Raw genomic sequence first — 18,811 nt, forward strand, 5'->3', positions numbered from 1 at the left:
CTTCTCCTCGTGGATCCCAGCATTCGGTTGGCGGTGGACCACGGTCTGGACGGCATGCACACTGAGGTCATGCATTCGACTGGAGTCCGCCTCGTGGCCCGCCGCCACGTCGACTTCCGTCGTGTCTCCAGCGCGATGTGCCGTCGTTCGGCATGACCCTGCGCTGATTTGTTCCCGTCAGCGCTTGGTGCGCTGACGACGCCCCCACCACAAGCACCTCCGGGCTCGCACGCGCACGAAGCGCCTCGAAACCCCGGAGGATGGCGATGGTCCCGCCGCAGACGTCACCGCGCGCCAAGCAGCGTCGCGGCGAGGGGCAGTGGGCACTCGGATACCGAGAGCCGCTGAACCCCAACGAGCGGAGCAAGAAGGACGACAACCCGCTCAACGTCCGCGCCCGCATCGAGAACATCTACGCCCACGGCGGCTTCGACTCCATCGACCCGGCCGACCTGCGCGGGCGGTTCCGGTGGTACGGCCTCTACACGCAGCGCAAGCCCGGCATCGACGGCGGCCGCACGGCCACGCTGGAGCCGGAGGAGCTGGACGACGAGTTCTTCATGATGCGCGTGCGCAGCGACGGCGGCGCGCTCACCACCGAGCAGCTGACGGTCCTGGGCGAGATCTCGCAGACCTACGCCCGCGACACCGCGGACATCACCGACCGGCAGAACATCCAGTACCACTGGATCCGCGTCGAGGACGTCCCCACGATCTGGCAGAAGCTCGAAGCGGTGAACCTGACGACGATGGAGGCGTGTGGCGACAGCCCGCGCGTCATCCTCGGTTCGCCGGTCGCGGGCATCTCCTCCGACGAGATCATCAACGGCCAGCCGGCCATCGACACCATCCTCGAGCGCTACATCGGCGACCCGCGCTTCTCGAACCTGCCGCGCAAGTTCAAGACGGCCATCTCCGGCCTCCAAGACGTCGCGCACGAGATCCACGACATCGCGTTCGTCGGGGTGAACCACCCCGAGCACGGCCCCGGCTTCGACCTCTGGGTCGGCGGCGGCCTGTCCACGAACCCCATGCTGGGCAAGCGGTTGGGCGCCTGGGTGCCGCTCGACGAGGTGCCGGACGTGTGGGAGGCGGTCATCTCCGTCTTCCGCGACTACGGCTACCGCCGCCTGCGCCACCGCGCGCGCATCAAGTTCCTCGTCGCCGACTGGGGCCCGGAGAAGTTCCGCCAGGTCGTCGAGGACGAGTACCTGGGTCGCAAGATGATCGACGGCCCGGCGCCGGAGCAGCTGGACCAGCCGCTCGACCACATCGGCGTGCACAGGCAGAAGGACGGCCTGAACTACGTCGGCGCCGCGCCCGTCGCCGGCCGCGTGTCGGGTTCGATCCTGGTCGAGGTGGCCAAGTTCGCCGAACGGGCGGGCTCGAACCGGGTCCGCTTCACGCCGCAGCAGAAGATCATCGTGCTGGACGTGCCGGACGCCGAGGTGCCGACGCTCAAGAGCGATCTCGCCAAGCTGGGCCTGCAGGTCGACCCGTCGCCGTGGCGGCGCGGCATCATGGCGTGCACCGGCATCGAGTTCTGCAAGCTCGCGATCGTCGAGACCAAGGCCCGCGCGCTGGACCTCGTCACGCAGCTCGAGGCGAACCTCAAGGACATCGTCGACGGCGTCACGGCGCCGATCACCGTGCACATCAACGGCTGCCCCAACTCCTGCGCCCGCATCCAGACCGCGGACATCGGCCTCAAGGGCCAGATCGTCACGGACGAGAGCGGCAACCAGGTCGAGGGCTTCCAGGTGCACCTCGGCGGCGGGCTCGGCCTCGACGCCGGGTTCGGCCGCAAGCTGCGCGGCCACAAGGTCACCGCGGCCGAGCTGCCCGAGTACGTCGAACGCGTGGTGCGCAACTTCGTGGCCCAGCGGGAGACCGACGAGCGCTTCGCCCAGTGGGTGGCCCGGGCCGAGGAGGGCTCGCTGCGATGAGCGAACGCGCGACGCCGTTCTACTGCCCCTACTGCGGTGACGAGGACCTCCGCCCGCAGGAGGAACCCAGCTACGCGTGGCTGTGCACCGGATGCCGCCGCGTCTTCAAGGTCTCGTTCGTCGGGCTCAACCTGCCGCAGGAGGTGAAGAAGTGAGCGATCTCAAGGAAGACCTCAAGATCGTCGCCGATGCGGCCGAGCAGGAGCTGCGCGACGCGAGCCCCGAAGAGGCGCTGGAGTGGGTCGCGCGGACGTTCGGCGACAACTACATCGTCGCCTCGAACATGCAGGACGCCGTGCTGATCGACCTCGCCGCCAAGGTGAAGCCGAACTTCGACGTGCTGTTCCTGGAGACGGGCTACCACTTCCCGGAGACCATCGGCGTGCGCGACGCCGTCGGGGTCGTCTACCCGGAGGTGCGGATCGTCAACGCCGCCGCCGAGCAGTCCGTCGCGGACCAGGAGGCGGAGTTCGGCCTGCTGTACCAGTCGGACCCGGCCACGTGCTGCAACCTGCGCAAGGTCGTGCCGTTGCGCCGCGAGCTCGCGAAGTACGACGCCTGGGTCACCGGCGTGCGCCGCGTCGACGCGCCCACCCGCGCGAACACGCCGATCGTGCAGTGGGACGACCGCAACGGCCTGGTGAAGATCAACCCGATCGCGCCGTGGTCGGACGACGAGTTCAACGCCTACATCCACGAGAAGGGCATCCTCGAGAACCTGTTGGTGCAGGAGGGGTACCCCTCGATCGGCTGCCTGCCGTGCACCTCGAAGCCACTGCCGGGCCAGGACGCGCGCAGCGGCCGTTGGGCGGGGCAGTCGAAGACGGAATGCGGGTTGCACGGATGACTCTCGCGCTGGACACGTTGGGGCGCCTCGAATCCGAGGCCATTCACATCTTCCGCGAGGTGGCGGGCGAGTTCGACCGGCCGGTGATCCTCTTCTCCGGCGGCAAGGACTCGACACTGCTGCTGCACCTCGCGATCAAGGCGTTCTACCCGGCGCCGGTGCCGTTCCCGTTGCTGCACGTCGACACCGGGCACAACTTCGACGAGGTCATCGAGTTCCGCGACCGCGTCGTCGCCCGGCACGGCCTGCGCCTGGAGGTCGCGAAGGTCCAGGACTGGATCGACGACGGCCGTCTGGAGGAACGCCCGGACGGCACGCGCAACCCGTTGCAGACCGTGCCGCTGCTGGACTCGATCACGCAGCACAAGTTCGACGCGGTCTTCGGCGGTGGCCGCCGGGACGAGGAACGCGCCCGCGCGAAGGAGCGGATCTTCAGCCTGCGCACGGCGTTCGGCCAGTGGGACCCGAAGCGGCAGCGCCCCGAGCTGTGGAACCTCTACAACGGCCGGCACCGCGCCGGTGAGCACGTCCGCGTGTTCCCGCTGTCCAACTGGACCGAGCTCGACGTGTGGAACTACATCGAGCGCGAGGGCATCGAGCTGCCGGACATCTACTACTCGCATCAGCGCGACGTGTTCCTGCGGGACGGCATGTGGCTCGCCGAGGGTCCGTGGGGCACCGCGCGTGAAGGCGAGACGCTGGAGCGCAAGACGGTTCGCTACCGCACGGTCGGCGACGGCTCCTGCACGGGCGCCGTCGAGTCCGACGCTTCCGACATCCACGCGGTGATCGCCGAGGTCGCCGCGTCACGACTGACCGAGCGCGGCGCCACACGGGCCGACGACCGGTTGTCCGAGGCCGCCATGGAAGACCGCAAGCGGGAGGGGTACTTCTAGATGAGCGACCTGTTGAGGCTGGCCACCGCGGGCAGCGTGGACGACGGCAAGTCCACGCTCGTCGGCAGGCTGCTCTACGACACCAAGTCGGTGCTCGCGGACACCCTGGACGCCGTGCACCGCGCGAGCGCCGACCGGGGTCTCGCGACGCCGGACCTGTCGCTGCTGGTCGACGGCCTGCGGTCGGAGCGCGAGCAGGGCATCACGATCGACGTGGCGTACCGCTACTTCGCGACGCCCAAGCGCTCGTTCGTGCTCGCCGACACCCCCGGTCACGTGCAGTACACCCGCAACACCGTGACAGGCGCGTCCACCGCGCAGCTCGCGGTGCTGCTGGTCGACGCGCGCAAGGGCGTCATCGAGCAGACCCGGCGGCACGCGGCGGTGCTGGCGCTGCTGGGTGTGCCGCGGCTGGTGCTGGCGGTCAACAAGATCGACCTCGTGGGCTACGACGAGGTGATGTTCTCCCGCATCGCCAAGGAGTTCACCGCGCACGCCACGGCGCTGGGCTACACCGAGGACTCGGTGGTCGAGATCCCGGTGTCGGCGCTGGCGGGCGACAACGTCGTGGAGAAGTCCGCGAACACGCCCTGGTACTCCGGCCCGACCCTGCTGGAGCACCTGGAGACCGTGCCGGTCGAGCCCGACCCGCACGACGCGCCGTTCCGGTTCCCGGTGCAGTACGTGATCCGCCCGCGCACGGCCGAACACCTCGACTACCGCGGCTACGCGGGCCTGGTCGCGGCGGGCACGGTCAAGCCGGGCGACGAGGTCGTGGTCCTCCCGTCGGGGCGGCGCTCGACCGTCACCAAGATCGACACGGCAGATGGCGAACTGGCCGAAGCGGCGGCCGGCCAGTCCGTCACGCTGCTGCTGGCCGACGACATCGACATCTCCCGGGGCGACCTGATCTCGGTGGCGGGCAACGAACCCACCGTCACCGACGAGCTGGACGCCACCCTCTGCTGGCTCGCGGAGAAGCCGCTGCGCCCCGGCGCCCGAGTCCTCGTCAAGCACGGCACGCGCACCGTGCAGGCGATGGTCACCGACCTGCGCGACCGCTTCGACGAGCAGAAACTGTCCAGTGTGGACGGCCCTGCCTCGTTGGAGCTGAACGAGATCGGCCGAGTGGCTCTGCGTCTCGCAGAGCCCGTACCGCTGGACGACTACAGCTTCAGCCGGCGCACCGGGTCCTTCCTGGTGATCGACGCGAGTGACGGTTCCACTCTCGCCGCCGGTCTGGTCGGGGCTCCGCTGCCGCTGCTCGAGAACGGCGTGGAGAGCTGTACCGGGGGTAGCACCGCTACCCCCGACAACCACGCCCTCGTCTCCCCCGGTCCCTGAAAGGCCTGAAACCCCGTGAACCTCAAGCCCGCCCTTGCCGTCGCTCTGATCGCTCTGACAGCCATCTCCGGGTGCAGCCGCGCCGGAAGCAGTGACACCCCCGCCGCCGAGTCCAAGGGCGCCGCCGCCGAGGTCCGCCTCGGGTACTTCCCGAACATCACCCACGCCGCCGCGCTGATCGGCGTCGAGAAGGGCTTGTACGCCAAGGAACTCGGCAACACCAAGCTCACGACGCAGACGTTCAACGCGGGCCCCGACGAGGTCAACGCCCTGCTGGGCGAGTCGCTCGACATCGCCTACATCGGCTCCGGCCCGGCGATCAACGCCTACTCGAAGTCCAAGGGCGAGGCCGTGAAGCTCATCGCGGGCGCCACCTCGGGCGGTGCGCAGCTCGTGGTGAAGCCCGAGATCAACTCGATCGAGGACCTCAAGGGCAAGGTCGTCGCCACGCCGCAGCTCGCGAACACGCAGGACGTGTCGCTGAAGAAGTACCTGGCGGAGAAGAACCTCACCGGTCAGGTCACCGTGCAGAACGTGGAGAACGCCGCCTCGCTCGACCTGTTCAAGAAGGGCGACATCCAGGCCGCGTGGGCGCCGCAGCCGTGGTCGTCCCGCATCGTCGCCGAGGGCGGTGGCAAGGTGCTGCTCGACGAGAAGACGCTGTGGGAGGGCGGGGCGTTCCCGACCACCGTCGTCATCGTGCGGACGAAGTTCCTGCAGGAGCACCCGGAGACCGTCGAGGCCGTGCTGAAGGGCCACGTCGCCGCGATCGACTGGGCGAAGGCCAACAAGGACGAGGCCAAGAAGGCCGCCAACGCGCACCTGGAGAAGCTCACGTCCAAGAAGCTCGGCGACAAGATCCTCGACGCCGCGTGGGACAACATCGAGCTGACCACCGACGCGCAGGCCAAGCACTTCCCGCAGCTCGCGAAGGACGCCGTGACCGCCGGGGTGGCCAAGGAGGCCGCGAACGTCGCCGGGTACGCCGACTTCACGGTGCTGAACAAGGTCCTGCAGGCGCAGGGCAAGCCGCAGGTGCAGGCCGCGGGCCTGGACAAGAAGTAGCACTTCTGACGCGAGGGGAAGACACACCATGACCGCCACGCTCGAAACCGCTCTTCTGTCCACCGCGGACACCGCCGTCGCACTGTCGGCCGTCCGCAAGGTCTTCGGCCACGGCAGTTCGGCCGTGGTGGCGCTCGACGGGGTGGACCTCAAGGTCAAGCCCGGCGAGTTCGTGTGTCTTCTCGGCGCGTCCGGCTGCGGCAAGAGCACGCTGCTCAACATCGTCGCGGGCCTCGACGGCGCGACGTCCGGCGAGCTGCAGATCAACACCTCGCGCCCGGCCGTGATGTTCCAGGAACCCGCTTTGATGCCGTGGCTGACCGCGGCCCGCAACGTCGAACTGGCGCTGCGCTTCGCCGGCGTCGGCCGTCTGGCGCGCAAGCGCCGTGCGTTGGAGCTGCTGGAACTGGTGCGGCTGGGCGACGTCGCGGACAAGCGTCCGCACGAGCTCTCCGGTGGTATGCGTCAGCGCGTGGCCCTGGCTCGCGCGCTGGCGTCCACCACCGTGTCCGCTGACGGTTCGCCTGCTCTGCTGCTGATGGACGAGCCCTTCGCGGCGTTGGACGCCATCACGCGTGACGTGCTGCAAAGCGAACTGCTGCGCGTGTGGGAAACCACGAACACCGCCATCATCTTCGTGACGCACGACGTGCGTGAGGCCGTCCGCCTCGGCCAGCGCGTCGTGCTGCTGTCCTCGCGCCCCGGCCGCGTGGTGCGCGAGTGGGACGTGACCGACTCTTCCGACGCCGTTCTCGACGAGATCAACACCCATCTGCGAGAGGTCATCAGTGGCCACGCCTCCTGACACGCTCGACAAGGTCGGCGCCGGCCTGGACGCTCTGGACGTGCCGGTCTCGGCGCACAAGCCTCCGCTCTGGCGCCGTTTCCTGAAGACGGGCGTGCCGCCGCTCATCGCCTTCGCGCTGCTCCTCGGCGTGTGGCAGGCGTTGTGGGCTTCGGCGCTGCTGCCCGAGTTCCAGCTGCCCGCGCCGGTGAACGTGTGGAACGAACTCGTCCGCTCGATCTCCACCGGCGAGGCGTTCGGCATCCTGTGGACGTCGTTGCACCGCGCGGTGCTCGGGTTCCTCGCGGCGGTGCTGATCGCCACGCCGCTGGGGTTGCTGATCGCCAAGGTGCGGGTGGTGCGCGCGGCGATCGGGTCCCTGCTGACCGGCCTGCAGTCGCTGCCGTCCGTGGCGTGGGTGCCGGCCGCGATCCTGTGGTTCGGCGTGACGCCGTCGACGATCTACTTCGTGGTGCTGATGGGTTCCGTGCCGTCGATCGCGAACGGCCTGGTGGCCGGCATCGACCAGATCCCGCCGCTGCTGCCCCGCGTCGGGCGGGCGCTGGGGGCCGGTCGGTTCGCCTCCGCCCGGCACATCCTGCTGCCCGCGGCCCTGCCCGGCTATCTGGCGGGTCTCAAGCAGGGATGGGCGTTCTCGTGGCGTTCGCTGATGGCCGCGGAGATCATCGCCACCTCGCCGCAGCTCGGCGTCGGGCTCGGGCAGTACCTGCACAACGGGTCGTCGTTGAACGACATCAACATGGTGATCGCGGCGATCTTCCTGATCCTCCTCGTGGGCATTGGGATCGAGCTGCTGCTGTTCCGCCCGTTGGAGCGCGCTGTGCTGCGCGCCCGTGGACTGACGGGGGCGCTGTGATTCCTCTTGTCGCCGTCGCGCACGGCAGCCGTGACCCCCGTTCGGCCGCGTCGATCCACGCCTTGCTGGACGTGGTGCGGTCGCTGCGGCCCGAGTTGGACGTGCGCGGGTGCTTCCTGGACCTGTGCGCGCCTCGGCTGAGCGATGTGTTGCGCGGGCCTTCCGTGGTCGTGCCTTTGTTGCTGGGCAAGGCTTATCACGCCCGTGTCGACGTGCCGGCCGCCGTCGCCGAGTCGCGGGTGCCCGCCGTCGTCTCCGACGTGCTGGGGCCCGATCCTCGGTTGGAGTCGGCTGCTCTTCGGCGGTTGTCGGAGGCGGGGGTTTCCTTCGGTGACCCGTCTCTGGGTGTCGTTCTGGCCGGGGCCGGGTCCTCGCACGCTCCGGCCAACGAGGCCGTGGCGGCGGTGGCGCGGCGGTGGGCGCGGGAGTCCGGATGGGCCGGGGTGGAGGTGGCTTTCGCCTCCATCGCTTCGCCCACCGTGCCGGAGGCCGTCGCCCGGTTGAAGGCTCGGGGTGCCGCTCGGATCGCGGTCGCCCCGTGGTTCCTGGCGCCGGGGTTGCTGCCGGACAAGGTGGCTTCGCTGGCCGGCGACGCCGTGGTGGCGCGGCCGTTGGGCGATGACGTCGAGGTGGCGCAGCTCGTGCTGGACCGCTACGACTCGGCGCTGGCCCGCCAGATCGTCGCCGCCTAGTTCTTGTGCGCGTGCAAGCAGTTCCTTGGCTCGTCTGCAACGACCCGGCTGGGAATCGTCAGGAGCACCTGCGATCCTGTTTGGATGCATATGTTCGTCGACGAGTCGGAGCGCAGCGGCTACCTCATGGCAGCCGTGCTGATCACCCCGAGCACGTTGCACTCCACCCGCTCGATGATGCGCGGCCTTCTGCTCCCCGGCTCACGACGCGTGCACTTCAAGACCGAGAAACCCGCGCGCCGCAGGCTGATCGCCGACAAGCTGGCGTGCTGCGACCTGCTCGTCAACTTCTACGTCGGCCGGGGCAAGAGCGAGCGGGTCAGGTCGAAGCTGCTCCCACTGCTGGTCGAGGACGCCATCGGGCTGGGCGTGACTCGTCTGGTGTTCGACTCGCGCGACCCCGTGGCCAACGGACGCGACAGGCTGGTCATCGGTACTCGCACCAAGGCGCACGACGCCGGGCTGGTCTACGAGCACATCCAGTCGTCAGCAGAACCGGCGTTGTGGGTCAGCGACGCTCTCGCTTGGTGCCACGGAGCAGGTGGCGACTGGAAGCGACGCATCGGGCCGATCACCGGGACCGTCGCCAACTTGGGAGACCTCTAGAAAGCGCGAAGCCCAGGCAGCGACCGTCCGGACGCGCACCTGGGCTCACTTCCTCCACCTAGCGGCGAAGGCTCTGGGCAAAGCCTAGCACATTTGACCCCGGCCGCTCCGCCGTACCGCCCCACCGTGCTGAGCTGCGGCACCGCCCCGGGCCACCACTTTCCGCCGCCGCCACAAGATCGAATGCGCGCAGCCGTTCGGGCGATGTGAAGTGTGAACTGTTGACGTGAAACCTACTCATGAGTAGTCAGGTGGTTACGCCGCGTGCTGGAAGTGTCCCTCGTCCACTCAACGGGGAGAGGCCATGAAGCTAGCCGGAATCGCCACCGCAGCAGCGTTGGTGCCGATGCTCCTGTTCGCCACCAACGCGTCCGCAGCTCCGCAGACCGTCACCTACAAACTCCGGGCGAGTGCCGTCGGGCAGACGTCGGACTTCACGCTCGACCAAGGGCTCGACGCTTCGGCGCCCGCCACCGTCGCACCCAACGGCGCCGTGGTGGTCACCATCGACCCGGCGTTGAACAAGGTTCCGGCCGAGGCCGGTGGGCGGCAGGTGCGGGAGATCAAGGGCCTGGCGCTCAGGTTGCCGGTGCCGGCCAACTCCACGTTCACGTCCGCCTCGCTGTCCGGCGGGTCGGGCTTGGGCGGCACGCCCACGGTTGCCTTGCAGGGCAACGACGTCGTGCTCAGCGTGCCCGGACCGATCAAGGGCGGCGCGGACTTCGAGCTGCCGACGGTCACGATCACCCTGCAGGCCGGCGGGACCGGGACGATCACCACGAAGCTGGGTGGCACCAGCTACGACGCGCCCGGCCTCACCTTCACCGCGGTCGTCAGCGTCATCGGGTTCCCGGTCAACGCCGCCGCGAAGGGCTACCCGGACCCCAGCCCCGTCCTCACCACGACCACGATCGGCTGACCACTGATGCCCCACCCCCTGCCGGGCATCAGGACGTAGCCGCGACCAGAGCGGTCATCGTGGCGAGCGTCGTGCGCAGGTCTTCCAGCGAGACCTGCGCACTGACGCGGTTGGCCCACTCGTGTTGCGCCTCCCTCAGACGGGAGATGGCCTCGTACCCCTCGGCCGTCGGCCGCACGAGCTTCGCGCGGGCGTGCGCGGGGTTCGGTACGTACTCGGCCAACCCCTTGTCCACCAACAGGTCCGCGATCCGCTGGACGGACTGGCGGGTCAGCCCCATCTCGCGCGCCACCCCCGACACGGGCAACGGCTCACGCAGCACGGCGCCGAGCACCTGCCACCACGCCGCGGTCAGGCCCACCGGCTTCGTCATCACCTCGGCCGCGTCGAGAAAAGCGCCGTAGAGACGGAAAGTGCGCATCACGACGTCGGTCAGGACGTCGCCGGACTCAGTCCTGGACACTCGCCACCAGCTTTCCGAACGCCTCGGCGGTGTCCTCGCGGTTCCACTCGTACCAGGCCTGCAGAGTGCGCGGCGCAAAAGTCTCCAGCTCCGCCAGCACCTCGCGGGCGAATTCCAACGAGGAAGCCCCACCGGCCGTGATCACGCCCTGGTCGCGCACGACGCGTTCGTCGCGGTACATCGAGGCACCGCCGTAAGAGCCAAGCGCACCAACGAAGTTCGACGTGTGCGCCACGTCGTCGAGCAACCCGGCACCCGCCAGGGCCACTGTCGCGCCGCAGATCGCGGCCACCGGCTTGCCCGCCGCACGGAACCGCCGCGCCAGCTCACCGAACGCCGCCGCCACCGAGGTGTCCTCCCAGCCGTCGCCGCCCGGCAGCACGAGCATCGCCGCGTCCTCGACGGAAACGTCCGCCAGCGTCACGTCCGGCAGCATCCGCACCCCGCCGACCGTGCGGATCGGGTCGAGCGACAGGCCCACCGTCCGGATCTCGTACCGGCCCGGCTGCTGCTGGAAGTGCTGGATGTTCACCTGCGCCGCCACGTGCCCGTACTCCCAGTCCGCGAGCCGGTCGGTCAGGGCGAGGTACACCGTCTGTGTCATGACAGCAGACTGTCATAATTGACAGCATGCTGTCAATGAACGGGAGCAGCTAAGGTCAGCGACATGGCAGACGAGCTGGTCCACTACGAGGTGCAGCGTGGCATCGCGACGATCACGCTGGACTCCCCGCACAACCGCAACGCGCTGTCGTCACAGCTGCGCCGCGAACTCAGGGACCACCTGAGCAACGCGGCGAAGGACGACGACGTGCGAGTGGTCGTGCTGACGCACACGGGTTCCGTGTTCTGCTCCGGCATGGACCTCAAGGAGGCCGCCGGCGCGAGCGCGGGAGACCAGGGCGTCAACGAGTTCCCCGCGATCCTCGAGCAGCTCTGGACCAGTCCGAAGCCGGTCGTCGCCGCGCTCAACGGTCCGGCCCGCGCGGGTGGCGTCGGCATCGTGGCGGCGTGCGACATCGCCGTCGCGGACGTCAAGGCGACGTTCGCGTTCAGCGAGGTCCGGATCGGTGTCGTGCCCGCCGTCATCTCCGTCACGGTGCTGCCGCGGCTGCTCCCCCGCCAGGCCCACGAGCTGTTCCTGACCGGCGAGACCTTCGACGCCCAGCGCGCCAAGGAGATCGGCCTGCTCAACGCCGCCACCGACGACGTCGCGGCCGAGGTCCGCCGCTACACCGACATGCTCGCCCTCGGTGCCCCGAACGCGCTCGCGGCCACGAAGAACATGCTCCAGCAGGAACGGTCCACGAACCTCGGCGAGGTCTTCGCGGACATGCTCGCGTTGTCAGCGCAGCACTTCGGCGGACCGGAGGGCCAGGAGGGCATCACCGCGTTCAGGGAGAAGCGCAAGCCCTCCTGGGTGCCCGCCGACTAGAACCAGCCGGTGCACTCGATCACGCCCTGGGACGACCCGCAGGCGCGCATGACCCGCCCGTCGTTCTTGAACGCATCGGTGTACTTCGCGGAACCCGAGTCGATCCTGGTGTACCCGAGGAAGCCCTCGTGCGAGTTCGCCGAGGGCTCCTTGCGGTCGGTCCAGATCTCCTCGCCGGGCGTCCCGTGCGAGATGCGCCCCCACGCGCACTTCGACTTGTTCGACGCGCGCAGCTCGACCACGCGGCCGTTCATCATCGTCACGGGGTTGTCGCCGTCGATCGTCTCGAACGGCGTGAAGGGCCCCTCCTGCGAGCAGTCGGGGTCACCGGCGAACGACACCGCCGGGCACGTCATTCCGACGACGACGGCAACGCCGAGCACACAGCTCAGGCGACGGAATTGCATTCCCATGGAACGGCACTGTCCACTCCGGACGGGAAATGCGCAGCACACGTCACCTTTCCGTGCGAATCACCCGCACTTTCCGGTCACCTGAACCAGCGGTCTGCTTCGCCGCGTCCCGCAGCACCTCCAGCACGGAGGAGTCCAGGTCCGAGGGCACTACCAGCACGTACTCCCCCGCGGGCAACCACGAGAGGTCCGTCAGGCTGTCGTACAACGCGTCGAGGTTCTGCCCGAACCACGACGGGAAGTCCAAAGCGCGCGCAATGGCCGAGATCGCGGCGGCTTTTTCCGAAACGAGAATGTGCCGTTTCATTTGGTCACGTCCACCACGACGAACGACGAATAGTGGTCCCCGGTGTAGAAGACCTCTTTCGACGACCCGGTGACGATCCGCCGCGCGCCCCGGTCGGGGCTTCCCGGCGTCGGCACCGTGTACTCCTTGTAGTACCCGGAGTTCTTGGCCGGCAGCCGCTTCTCGCGGTTCTGGAACGTCACGCCGTCGTTGCGCGGGTACGGGAACGGCCCGTTGGCCTCGATCAGCTTCCACGTCTTCGCGGCCTCGACCGGCAGCTTCGACAGCGCCTGCACGTCGAGCCCCGAGGCGCTGGCCCCGGGAACGCCCTGCGTGGCTGCGCTCGACGCCGCGGGCTTCGTCGACTCGGTGGGAGGCGCCGAGGACGTGGTGTCCTTGACGAACCACCCGATGACGACGAGGGCGATGAGCCCGACCAGTGCGACGGTCAGGCGACGACCAGGACTCACGCGGCGACCTTCTCCGATTCGGGCTCCGGTTCGGGCTCGGGGGTCCCGACGGACGCGGGGTTGTTCGCACCCCAGTCAGCGACCCGGTCGATCAGCCGCGCCACGCCCAAGCACAAAGGCAACACCACGATCATCACGACGGGGAACTGCACGGCGACGGGCAGCTGCACGACCCACAGCTCGACCCCGTCCCACCACTGCACCAACCAGTCCACCCGCCCGAGCGTAGTCGCGTGACCCGTGTCACGGCATTTGGCCACGTTCAAGATGGGTATGTTGCGAACCATGTTCGCCGTTTACGCAGCAGAACCCAGTCCTGAGAACCCGCTGGCGTCGCTCCGCGTCGGCGAGCGCCCCGAGCCCGAGGTCCCGAACGGGTGGGTGCGCGTCGCGGTCAAGGCGGCCAGCCTCAACATGCACGACCTGTGGACGTTGCGCGGCGTCGGCATCAAGCCCGAGCGGTTCCCGATGATCCTCGGCTGCGACGGCGCGGGCGTCCTCGACGACGGCACCGAGGTGGTGCTGCACTCCGTCATCGGCGACCCGAACTGGGCCGGTGAGGAGACGCTCGACCCCGGGCGCACGCTGCTCACCGAGAAGCACCAGGGCACGTTCGCCGACTACGTGGTGGTGCCTGCCCGCAACGCGCTGCCGAAGCCCGCGGACCTCACGTTCGCCGAGGCCGCCTGCATGGGCACGGCGTGGCTGACGGCGTACCGGATGCTGTTCGTGAAGTCCGGTCTGCGCCCCGGCCAGACGATGCTGGTGCAGGGCGCGTCGGGTGGTGTCTCGACGGCACTGATCCAGCTCGGACGGGCAGCGGGCTTCCGTGTGTGGGTCACGGGCCGCACGGAGGAGAAGCGCGCGCTGGCGAAGACGCTGGGCGCGCACGACACGTTCGAGTCCGGCGCCCGGCTGCCGGAACGGGTCGACGCGGTGTTCGAGACCGTCGGCAAGGCCACCTGGTCGCACTCGATGAAGGCCCTCAAGCCCGGCGGCATCGTGGTGATCTCGGGCGCGACGTCCGGTGACGCGTCCGCCGCCGAACTCCAGCGCCTCTTCTTCCTCCAGCTGCGCGTGGTCGGCTCGACCATGGGCACCCGCGAGGAGCTGGGCGACCTCATCCGGTTCTGCGCCCTGAACGACCTCAAGCCGCAGATCGGCGCCGAGCTGGCGTTCGAGGACGCCGAGCAGGGCCTCAAGGCGATGCTGGACGGCGACACCGCGGGCAAGATCGTGTTCACCCGCTCGTAGAAAAGGCACAAAACGCCCTGCTGGTCTGCGGCTGAACGCGAATGGCGTGACAGTGTCCCCATGACTACGCAGGGCGTTTTCCGGCGCAAGCCCATAGAACAGATCGCCGAGGACAAGGGCGACGGGCTCACCAGAACGTTGGGCCTGTGGCAGCTGACGGCGATCGGCATCGGCGGCATCATCGGCGCGGGCATCTTCTCGCTCGCCGGTGCCGTCGCGAACAAGACCGCCGGACCGGCCGTGCTCATCTCGTTCCTCGTGGCCGGTGTCGCGAGCGCGGCGGCGGCGTTCTCGTACGCGGAGTTCGCGGGCCTGATCCCCAAGGCGGGCAGCGCCTACACCTACGGCTACGCGGTGCTGGGCGAGATCGTCGGCTGGTTCATCGGCTGGGACCTGTTGCTCGAGTACACCGCGATCGTGGCGGTGGTCGCGATCGGGATCTCCGGTTACTTCACCGAACTGCTGAGCCTGCTCGACATCCATCTGCCGCAATGGATGCTCGGCGCTCCAGGAACCGAAACAGGTGACGTGGCCGCCGGCACGTACAAGGTGAACCTGTTCGCCGTGCTGCTGTGCCTGCTCATCGCGTACGTGCTGAACATGGGCATGAAGAACGCCGCACGGTTCGAAACGACGTTGGTGTACCTGAAGATCGCGGTGGTGGCGCTGGTCATCATCGTCGGCGCGTTCCACATCAACACGGACAACTACAACCCGTTCTTCCCGTTCGGCATCTCGGGTGCGCTCACGGGCGCTGCGACGGTGTTCTTCGCGGTGTTCGGCTACGACGCCATGTCGACGGCCGCGGAGGAGTCCAAGGACTCGCAACGGCACATGCCGAAGGCGATCATCTACTCGCTCGCGGTGTCGATGGTGCTGTACGTGCTGGCCTGTCTCGTGCTCACCGGCATGGTGAACTACCAGGACGTCGACTCGGAGTCCGCGTTCGCCACGGCGTTCGCCGACATCGGCCTGCCCGCGCTCGGGATCGTGATCAGCGTCGGCGCGATCCTCGGCATCACGACGGTGCTGTTCACGTTCATGATGGGCGCGGCCCGCGTCGGCTACTCGATGAGCCGCGACGGCCTGTTGCCGCAGTGGTTCGCGAAGTCGCACCCGGTGAAGCACGTGCCGTCGCGCATCACCTGGGTGCTGGGCGTCGCCTCGGCGGTCATCGCCGGGTTCCTGCCGATCGCGGAGGCCGCCGAACTCACCAACATCGGCATCCTGCTGGCGTTCGTCGTGGTGTGCATCGCCGTGATCGTGTTGCGCTACAAGCAACCCGACCTCCCGAGGACGTTCAGGACGCCGGGCATGCCCGTGGTGCCGATCATCGGCGTGATCTTCTCGATCTGGCTGATCACGTTCCTGACCCCGGAGACCTGGCTGAGGTTCGCGATCTGGTTCGTGATCGGCCTGATCATCTACTTCGCCTACTCGAAGCGGCACTCCGTCATGGAGCGTCGGCCCACGCCGTGACGATCTGGTCGAGGGTGGAGAGCGGCACCGCGCCGCTCCCCACCACCAGGTCGTGGAACGCGCGCACGTCGAACTCCTCGCCCAGCTTCCGCTCGGCCTCACCGCGGATCCGCAGGATCTCCAGGCGTCCCACCATGTACGCGAGCGCCTGACCGGGCACCTCGATGTACCGGTCGACCTCCGAGATGATCTCGGGCTCGGCCATCACGGTGTTCTCGCGCAGGTAGTCGACGGCCTGCCGGCGCGACCAGCCGAACGCGTGCAGACCGGTGTCGACGACCAGGCGCCCGGCGCGCATCGCGTCGAGGCCGAGCATGCCGAGGCGCTGCTCGTCCGACGAGTACAGGCCCATCTCGTCCGCGAGGCGTTCGGTGTAGAGACCCCAGCCCTCCAGGTACGCCTCGATGAAGGCGAACTTGCGCATGGGGTGCATCTCGGTCTCGGCCGCGATGCTCACCTGGTAGTGGTGGCCGGGAACGGCCTCGTGGAACGCCGTCACCTCGGACAGCGTGCGGCTGCGTTCGGTGGCACCCAACGGGTTCAGCCAGTAGATGCCCGGACGTGATCCGTCCTGCGCCGCCGGCATGTAGAACGCGATCGGGGCCGTCGAGCGGCCCGCCTCGTCGACCAGGCGGACCTCGCAGTCGGCCTTCGGCATGCGACCGAACCAGTTCGGGGCCTCGGCCTCGGCGCGGGCGATCGCCTCGGTCGCGTTCTCGACCATCTGGTCCTCGTTGTCCCACAACAGTTCCGTGCGCAGGCGGTGGAAGATCTCCGGCACGTCCGTGGTGCCCCAGAGCTTCGAGCCGATCTCCGCGTACTCCTCGCGCAGCGACGCGATGATGTCGAGACCGAGCTGGTGCAGCTCTTCGGGGCTGCGCGAGGTGGTCGTGTAGTTGCGGACCAGCTTGCGGTAGTTCTCCTCCCCTTCGGGGAGCCAGCACAGGCCGGCGTGCTCGTCGCTGCGGCCGTCCGTGATCGACGCCAGCTGGTCGCGGAACTCGGTCACGGCCGCGCGGATCTCGCCCGCGTGGTCGCCTTCCCACGGCTGCGCGGGCGAGTCGAGGAACGCCTGCACGCGCTCGACGCCGGCGTCGACGTGGCGCTGCAACGGCCTGCGGTCGGTGTCGCGCAGCCGTTGCGCCGCCTGCCGGATGTAGACCCCGAACTTGTCGAGGCGCTGCGACACGTCGACCTTCGTCGCGATCATGAGCAGGCCGTTGACCGGTGCGGTCAGGCCCTGCGCGACGGTGTGCTCGACGAGGCGCGCGTCCATGCGGTCGATGATCGCCCGGCCCTGGTGCTTGATCACCGCGAGCGTGACCGGGTCCTCGTCACTCGTCTCGGCACGGTCGAGGATGTCGACGATCCGCGCCCGGACCGCCGCCTCCCCCTCGACGCTCAGGTCTTCGAGCTGGTCGTCCCAGCCGGGCAGGCCGAACATCGCGGCGGACAGCGGCGACGCGTCCATCACCGCCTGGAACATCTCATCCGCCAGTGACATCAGGCCCTCCCAGACCACTCGGTGACAAGAGCGTTCAATGTGGACAACGGTACGATGCCGTTCTCCAGCACCAGGTCGTGGAACGCCCTGATGTCGAAACCCTGCCCCAGCGTGGCCTCCGCCTCGGCCCGAACGCGCAGGATCTCCAGGCGCCCCACCATGTACGCGAGCGCCTGACCAGGTGTTTCGATGTAGCGGTCGATCTCGCCCTCGATCTCCGAATCGTCCATCACGGTGTACTCGCGCAGGTAGTCGACGGCCTGCTGCCGCGACCAACCGAGGGCGTGGATGCCGGTGTCGACGACGAGCCTGCCCGCGCGCATCGCGTCGAGGCCGAGCATGCCGAGGCGTGCCTCGTCGGAGGAGTAGAGGCCCATCTCGTCGGCGAGGCGTTCGGTGTAGAGCCCCCAGCCTTCGAGGTAGGAGTCGACGAACGCGAACTTCCGGACGTTCGTCAGCTCGGTCTCGGCGGCGATCGAGATCTGGAAGTGGTGCCCCGGAACGGCTTCGTGGAACGCCGTCACCTCGGACACCGTGCGGCTGCGCGAGGTGGCGTCGAACGGGTTCAGGTAGTAGACGCCCGGCCGGGAGCCGTCGAGCGCCGGGTCGACGTAGTAGGCGAACGGCGCGTTGGCGCGGTCCTGCTCCGGCGTGAACCTGACCTCGCACCGGGCTTTCGGCAGCCTGCCGAACCACTTCGGCGCCTCGGCGTTCGCCCGGACCACGGCCTCCTCCGCGCTGACGAGCATCTCGTCCTCGTTGTTCCACAACAGTTCCGTGCGCAACCGGCGGAAGATCTCGGGCACGTCCGAGGTGCCCCACAGCCGTGAGCCGATCTCCGCGTACTCCTCGCGCAGCCCGGCGATCAGGTCGTGCCCGAGCTGATGCAGTTCGGCGGGCGTGTAAGAGGCCGTGGTGTAGTCCCGGACGAGCTTGCGGTAGTTCTCCTCACCCTCGGGCAACCAGCACAGTCCGGCCTGCTCGTCGGGCCGTCCGGGCAGGCTCAGCAGGGTTTCGCGGTACTTCGCGAACGCCGGGCGCACGTCCGCGTCGCCCTCCCACTCCTGCCGGGGCGAGGCGAGGAACTTCTCGACGTGGTCCGCTCCGCTGAGCACGTGCCGGGCGAGCGGCCTGCGGTCGGTGTCGACGAGCCGGCCCGCCACCTGGTCGAGGAAGCGCGGGATCGCGTGCACCCGCTGGGAGAAGTCGATCTGCGAGGTGTACCGGAGCAGCATCGAGACCGGCGAGTTCAGCCCGCGCGCCACGCTGTGCTCGACCAGCCGGGCGTCGATCATGGTGATGATCGACGTGGCCTGGTGCCGGATCACGTCCTTCGAGACCGGGTCCTCGTCGCTCGCGTCGAGCCGGTCGAGGACGTCCACGAGCCTGGCCCGCAGATCGCGGTGGCCCTCCGGACTGGGGTCTTCGAGCCGGTCGTCCCAGCCGGGAACGCCGACGAGGGTGGCGAAGTACGGATACCAGTCCATCATCGCCTGGAAGGTCTTGTCCGAGAGCGAGGTCACGCTCTCCT

General features: G+C 68.7%; 22 protein-coding genes. 14 read left to right on the plus strand and 8 right to left on the minus strand.

From position 1 onward, the window contains the following. Positions 1–266 precede the first annotated feature (266 nt). The 11 genes from QSK25_RS36915 to QSK25_RS36965 all read left to right on the plus strand — a co-directional run bounded on the left by QSK25_RS36915 (position 267) and on the right by QSK25_RS36965 (position 9,976). Positions 267–1,946 (plus strand): nitrite/sulfite reductase, encoded by a 1,680-nt coding sequence (locus tag QSK25_RS36915; RefSeq protein ID WP_285645309.1) that lies wholly within the window; start codon positions 267–269, stop codon positions 1,944–1,946. Continuing rightward, positions 1,943–2,101 carry a hypothetical protein gene (locus tag QSK25_RS36920; RefSeq protein ID WP_030472080.1) on the plus strand — a complete coding sequence of 53 codons (159 nt, stop codon included), beginning with the start codon at positions 1,943–1,945 and terminating at the stop codon, positions 2,099–2,101. Before QSK25_RS36915 ends, QSK25_RS36920 begins: the two co-directional genes overlap by 4 nt. Next, positions 2,098–2,793: a phosphoadenylyl-sulfate reductase gene (locus tag QSK25_RS36925; protein WP_285645311.1), complete on the plus strand. Its 696-nt coding sequence runs from the start codon at positions 2,098–2,100 to the stop codon at positions 2,791–2,793. Before QSK25_RS36920 ends, QSK25_RS36925 begins: the two co-directional genes overlap by 4 nt. Continuing rightward, complete coding sequence (cysD, locus tag QSK25_RS36930) at positions 2,790–3,689, plus strand: sulfate adenylyltransferase subunit CysD (RefSeq protein ID WP_285645312.1); 900 nt, start codon at positions 2,790–2,792, stop codon at positions 3,687–3,689. The genes QSK25_RS36925 and cysD overlap by 4 nt, the downstream gene beginning before the upstream one ends. After that, complete coding sequence (locus QSK25_RS36935; protein WP_285645313.1) at positions 3,690–5,033, plus strand: sulfate adenylyltransferase subunit 1; 1,344 nt, start codon at positions 3,690–3,692, stop codon at positions 5,031–5,033. It begins immediately after the preceding gene. Positions 5,034–5,048: 15 nt separating this feature from the next. Then, positions 5,049–6,098 carry an ABC transporter substrate-binding protein gene (locus QSK25_RS36940; RefSeq protein ID WP_285645314.1) on the plus strand — a complete coding sequence of 350 codons (1,050 nt, stop codon included), beginning with the start codon at positions 5,049–5,051 and terminating at the stop codon, positions 6,096–6,098. A 28-nt stretch (positions 6,099–6,126) separates the two neighbouring features. Next, complete coding sequence (locus QSK25_RS36945; RefSeq protein ID WP_285645315.1) at positions 6,127–6,903, plus strand: ABC transporter ATP-binding protein; 777 nt, start codon at positions 6,127–6,129, stop codon at positions 6,901–6,903. Next, complete coding sequence (locus tag QSK25_RS36950; RefSeq protein WP_285645316.1) at positions 6,887–7,759, plus strand: ABC transporter permease; 873 nt, start codon at positions 6,887–6,889, stop codon at positions 7,757–7,759. The genes QSK25_RS36945 and QSK25_RS36950 overlap by 17 nt, the downstream gene beginning before the upstream one ends. After that, positions 7,756–8,451 (plus strand): sirohydrochlorin chelatase, encoded by a 696-nt coding sequence (locus QSK25_RS36955; protein WP_285645317.1) that lies wholly within the window; start codon positions 7,756–7,758, stop codon positions 8,449–8,451. Before QSK25_RS36950 ends, QSK25_RS36955 begins: the two co-directional genes overlap by 4 nt. 84 nt (positions 8,452–8,535) lie before the next feature. After that, positions 8,536–9,057: a hypothetical protein gene (locus QSK25_RS36960; protein WP_285645318.1), complete on the plus strand. Its 522-nt coding sequence runs from the start codon at positions 8,536–8,538 to the stop codon at positions 9,055–9,057. Between the two features lie 304 nt (positions 9,058–9,361). Next, positions 9,362–9,976, plus strand: coding sequence for a cyclase (locus tag QSK25_RS36965; protein WP_285645320.1), 615 nt, complete (start codon positions 9,362–9,364; stop codon positions 9,974–9,976). Between the two features lie 28 nt (positions 9,977–10,004). Here QSK25_RS36965 and QSK25_RS36970 read toward each other — a convergent pair whose 3' ends face one another. Both QSK25_RS36970 and QSK25_RS36975 read right to left on the minus strand, forming a co-directional pair. Then, the gene (locus tag QSK25_RS36970; protein WP_285645322.1) at positions 10,005–10,439 is read right to left on the minus strand and encodes a MarR family winged helix-turn-helix transcriptional regulator; all 435 of its coding nucleotides are present in this window, start codon (positions 10,437–10,439) and stop codon (positions 10,005–10,007) included. Then, positions 10,426–11,043 (minus strand): DJ-1/PfpI family protein, encoded by a 618-nt coding sequence (locus tag QSK25_RS36975; RefSeq protein WP_285645323.1) that lies wholly within the window; start codon positions 11,041–11,043, stop codon positions 10,426–10,428. Before QSK25_RS36975 ends, QSK25_RS36970 begins: the two co-directional genes overlap by 14 nt. A gap of 63 nt (positions 11,044–11,106) precedes the next feature. Between QSK25_RS36975 and QSK25_RS36980 the strand changes: the two genes are divergently transcribed. After that, positions 11,107–11,874: an enoyl-CoA hydratase family protein gene (locus QSK25_RS36980; RefSeq protein WP_285645324.1), complete on the plus strand. Its 768-nt coding sequence runs from the start codon at positions 11,107–11,109 to the stop codon at positions 11,872–11,874. Here the strand turns inward: QSK25_RS36980 and QSK25_RS36985 are convergent. The 4 genes from QSK25_RS36985 to QSK25_RS37000 are packed head-to-tail and all read right to left on the minus strand — an operon-like array spanning position 11,871 to position 13,258. Then, on the minus strand, positions 11,871–12,287 hold the full coding sequence (locus QSK25_RS36985; protein ID WP_285645325.1) for a hypothetical protein: 417 nt from the start codon (positions 12,285–12,287) through the stop codon (positions 11,871–11,873). The two genes, QSK25_RS36980 and QSK25_RS36985, sit on opposite strands and share 4 nt — an antisense overlap. A gap of 43 nt (positions 12,288–12,330) precedes the next feature. Next, complete coding sequence (locus QSK25_RS45645; protein ID WP_502881930.1) at positions 12,331–12,594, minus strand: barstar family protein; 264 nt, start codon at positions 12,592–12,594, stop codon at positions 12,331–12,333. Next, positions 12,591–13,043, minus strand: coding sequence for a guanyl-specific ribonuclease (locus tag QSK25_RS36995; RefSeq protein ID WP_285645327.1), 453 nt, complete (start codon positions 13,041–13,043; stop codon positions 12,591–12,593). Before QSK25_RS36995 ends, QSK25_RS45645 begins: the two co-directional genes overlap by 4 nt. Further along, positions 13,040–13,258 (minus strand): hypothetical protein, encoded by a 219-nt coding sequence (locus QSK25_RS37000; RefSeq protein WP_285645328.1) that lies wholly within the window; start codon positions 13,256–13,258, stop codon positions 13,040–13,042. The genes QSK25_RS36995 and QSK25_RS37000 overlap by 4 nt, the downstream gene beginning before the upstream one ends. Positions 13,259–13,328: 70 nt before the next feature. Between QSK25_RS37000 and QSK25_RS37005 the strand changes: the two genes are divergently transcribed. Continuing rightward, positions 13,329–14,297 carry a zinc-binding dehydrogenase gene (locus QSK25_RS37005; protein ID WP_285645329.1) on the plus strand — a complete coding sequence of 323 codons (969 nt, stop codon included), beginning with the start codon at positions 13,329–13,331 and terminating at the stop codon, positions 14,295–14,297. Positions 14,298–14,357: 60 nt separating this feature from the next. Continuing rightward, positions 14,358–15,776: an amino acid permease gene (locus tag QSK25_RS37010; protein ID WP_285645330.1), complete on the plus strand. Its 1,419-nt coding sequence runs from the start codon at positions 14,358–14,360 to the stop codon at positions 15,774–15,776. Here the strand turns inward: QSK25_RS37010 and QSK25_RS37015 are convergent. Together QSK25_RS37015 and QSK25_RS37020 are read right to left on the minus strand one after the other, a co-directional pair. Further along, positions 15,751–17,280 carry a DUF885 domain-containing protein gene (locus tag QSK25_RS37015; RefSeq protein WP_285645331.1) on the minus strand — a complete coding sequence of 510 codons (1,530 nt, stop codon included), beginning with the start codon at positions 17,278–17,280 and terminating at the stop codon, positions 15,751–15,753. The genes QSK25_RS37010 and QSK25_RS37015 overlap by 26 nt on opposite strands. Continuing rightward, on the minus strand, positions 17,280–18,803 hold the full coding sequence (locus QSK25_RS37020; protein ID WP_285645334.1) for a DUF885 domain-containing protein: 1,524 nt from the start codon (positions 18,801–18,803) through the stop codon (positions 17,280–17,282). The genes QSK25_RS37015 and QSK25_RS37020 overlap by 1 nt, the downstream gene beginning before the upstream one ends. Between the last annotated feature and the right edge of the window lie 8 nt (positions 18,804–18,811).

This window comes from Lentzea sp. NBRC 102530 (assembly GCF_030269365.1).
In the GTDB taxonomy this organism is placed as follows: Bacteria; Actinomycetota; Actinomycetes; order Mycobacteriales; family Pseudonocardiaceae; genus Lentzea.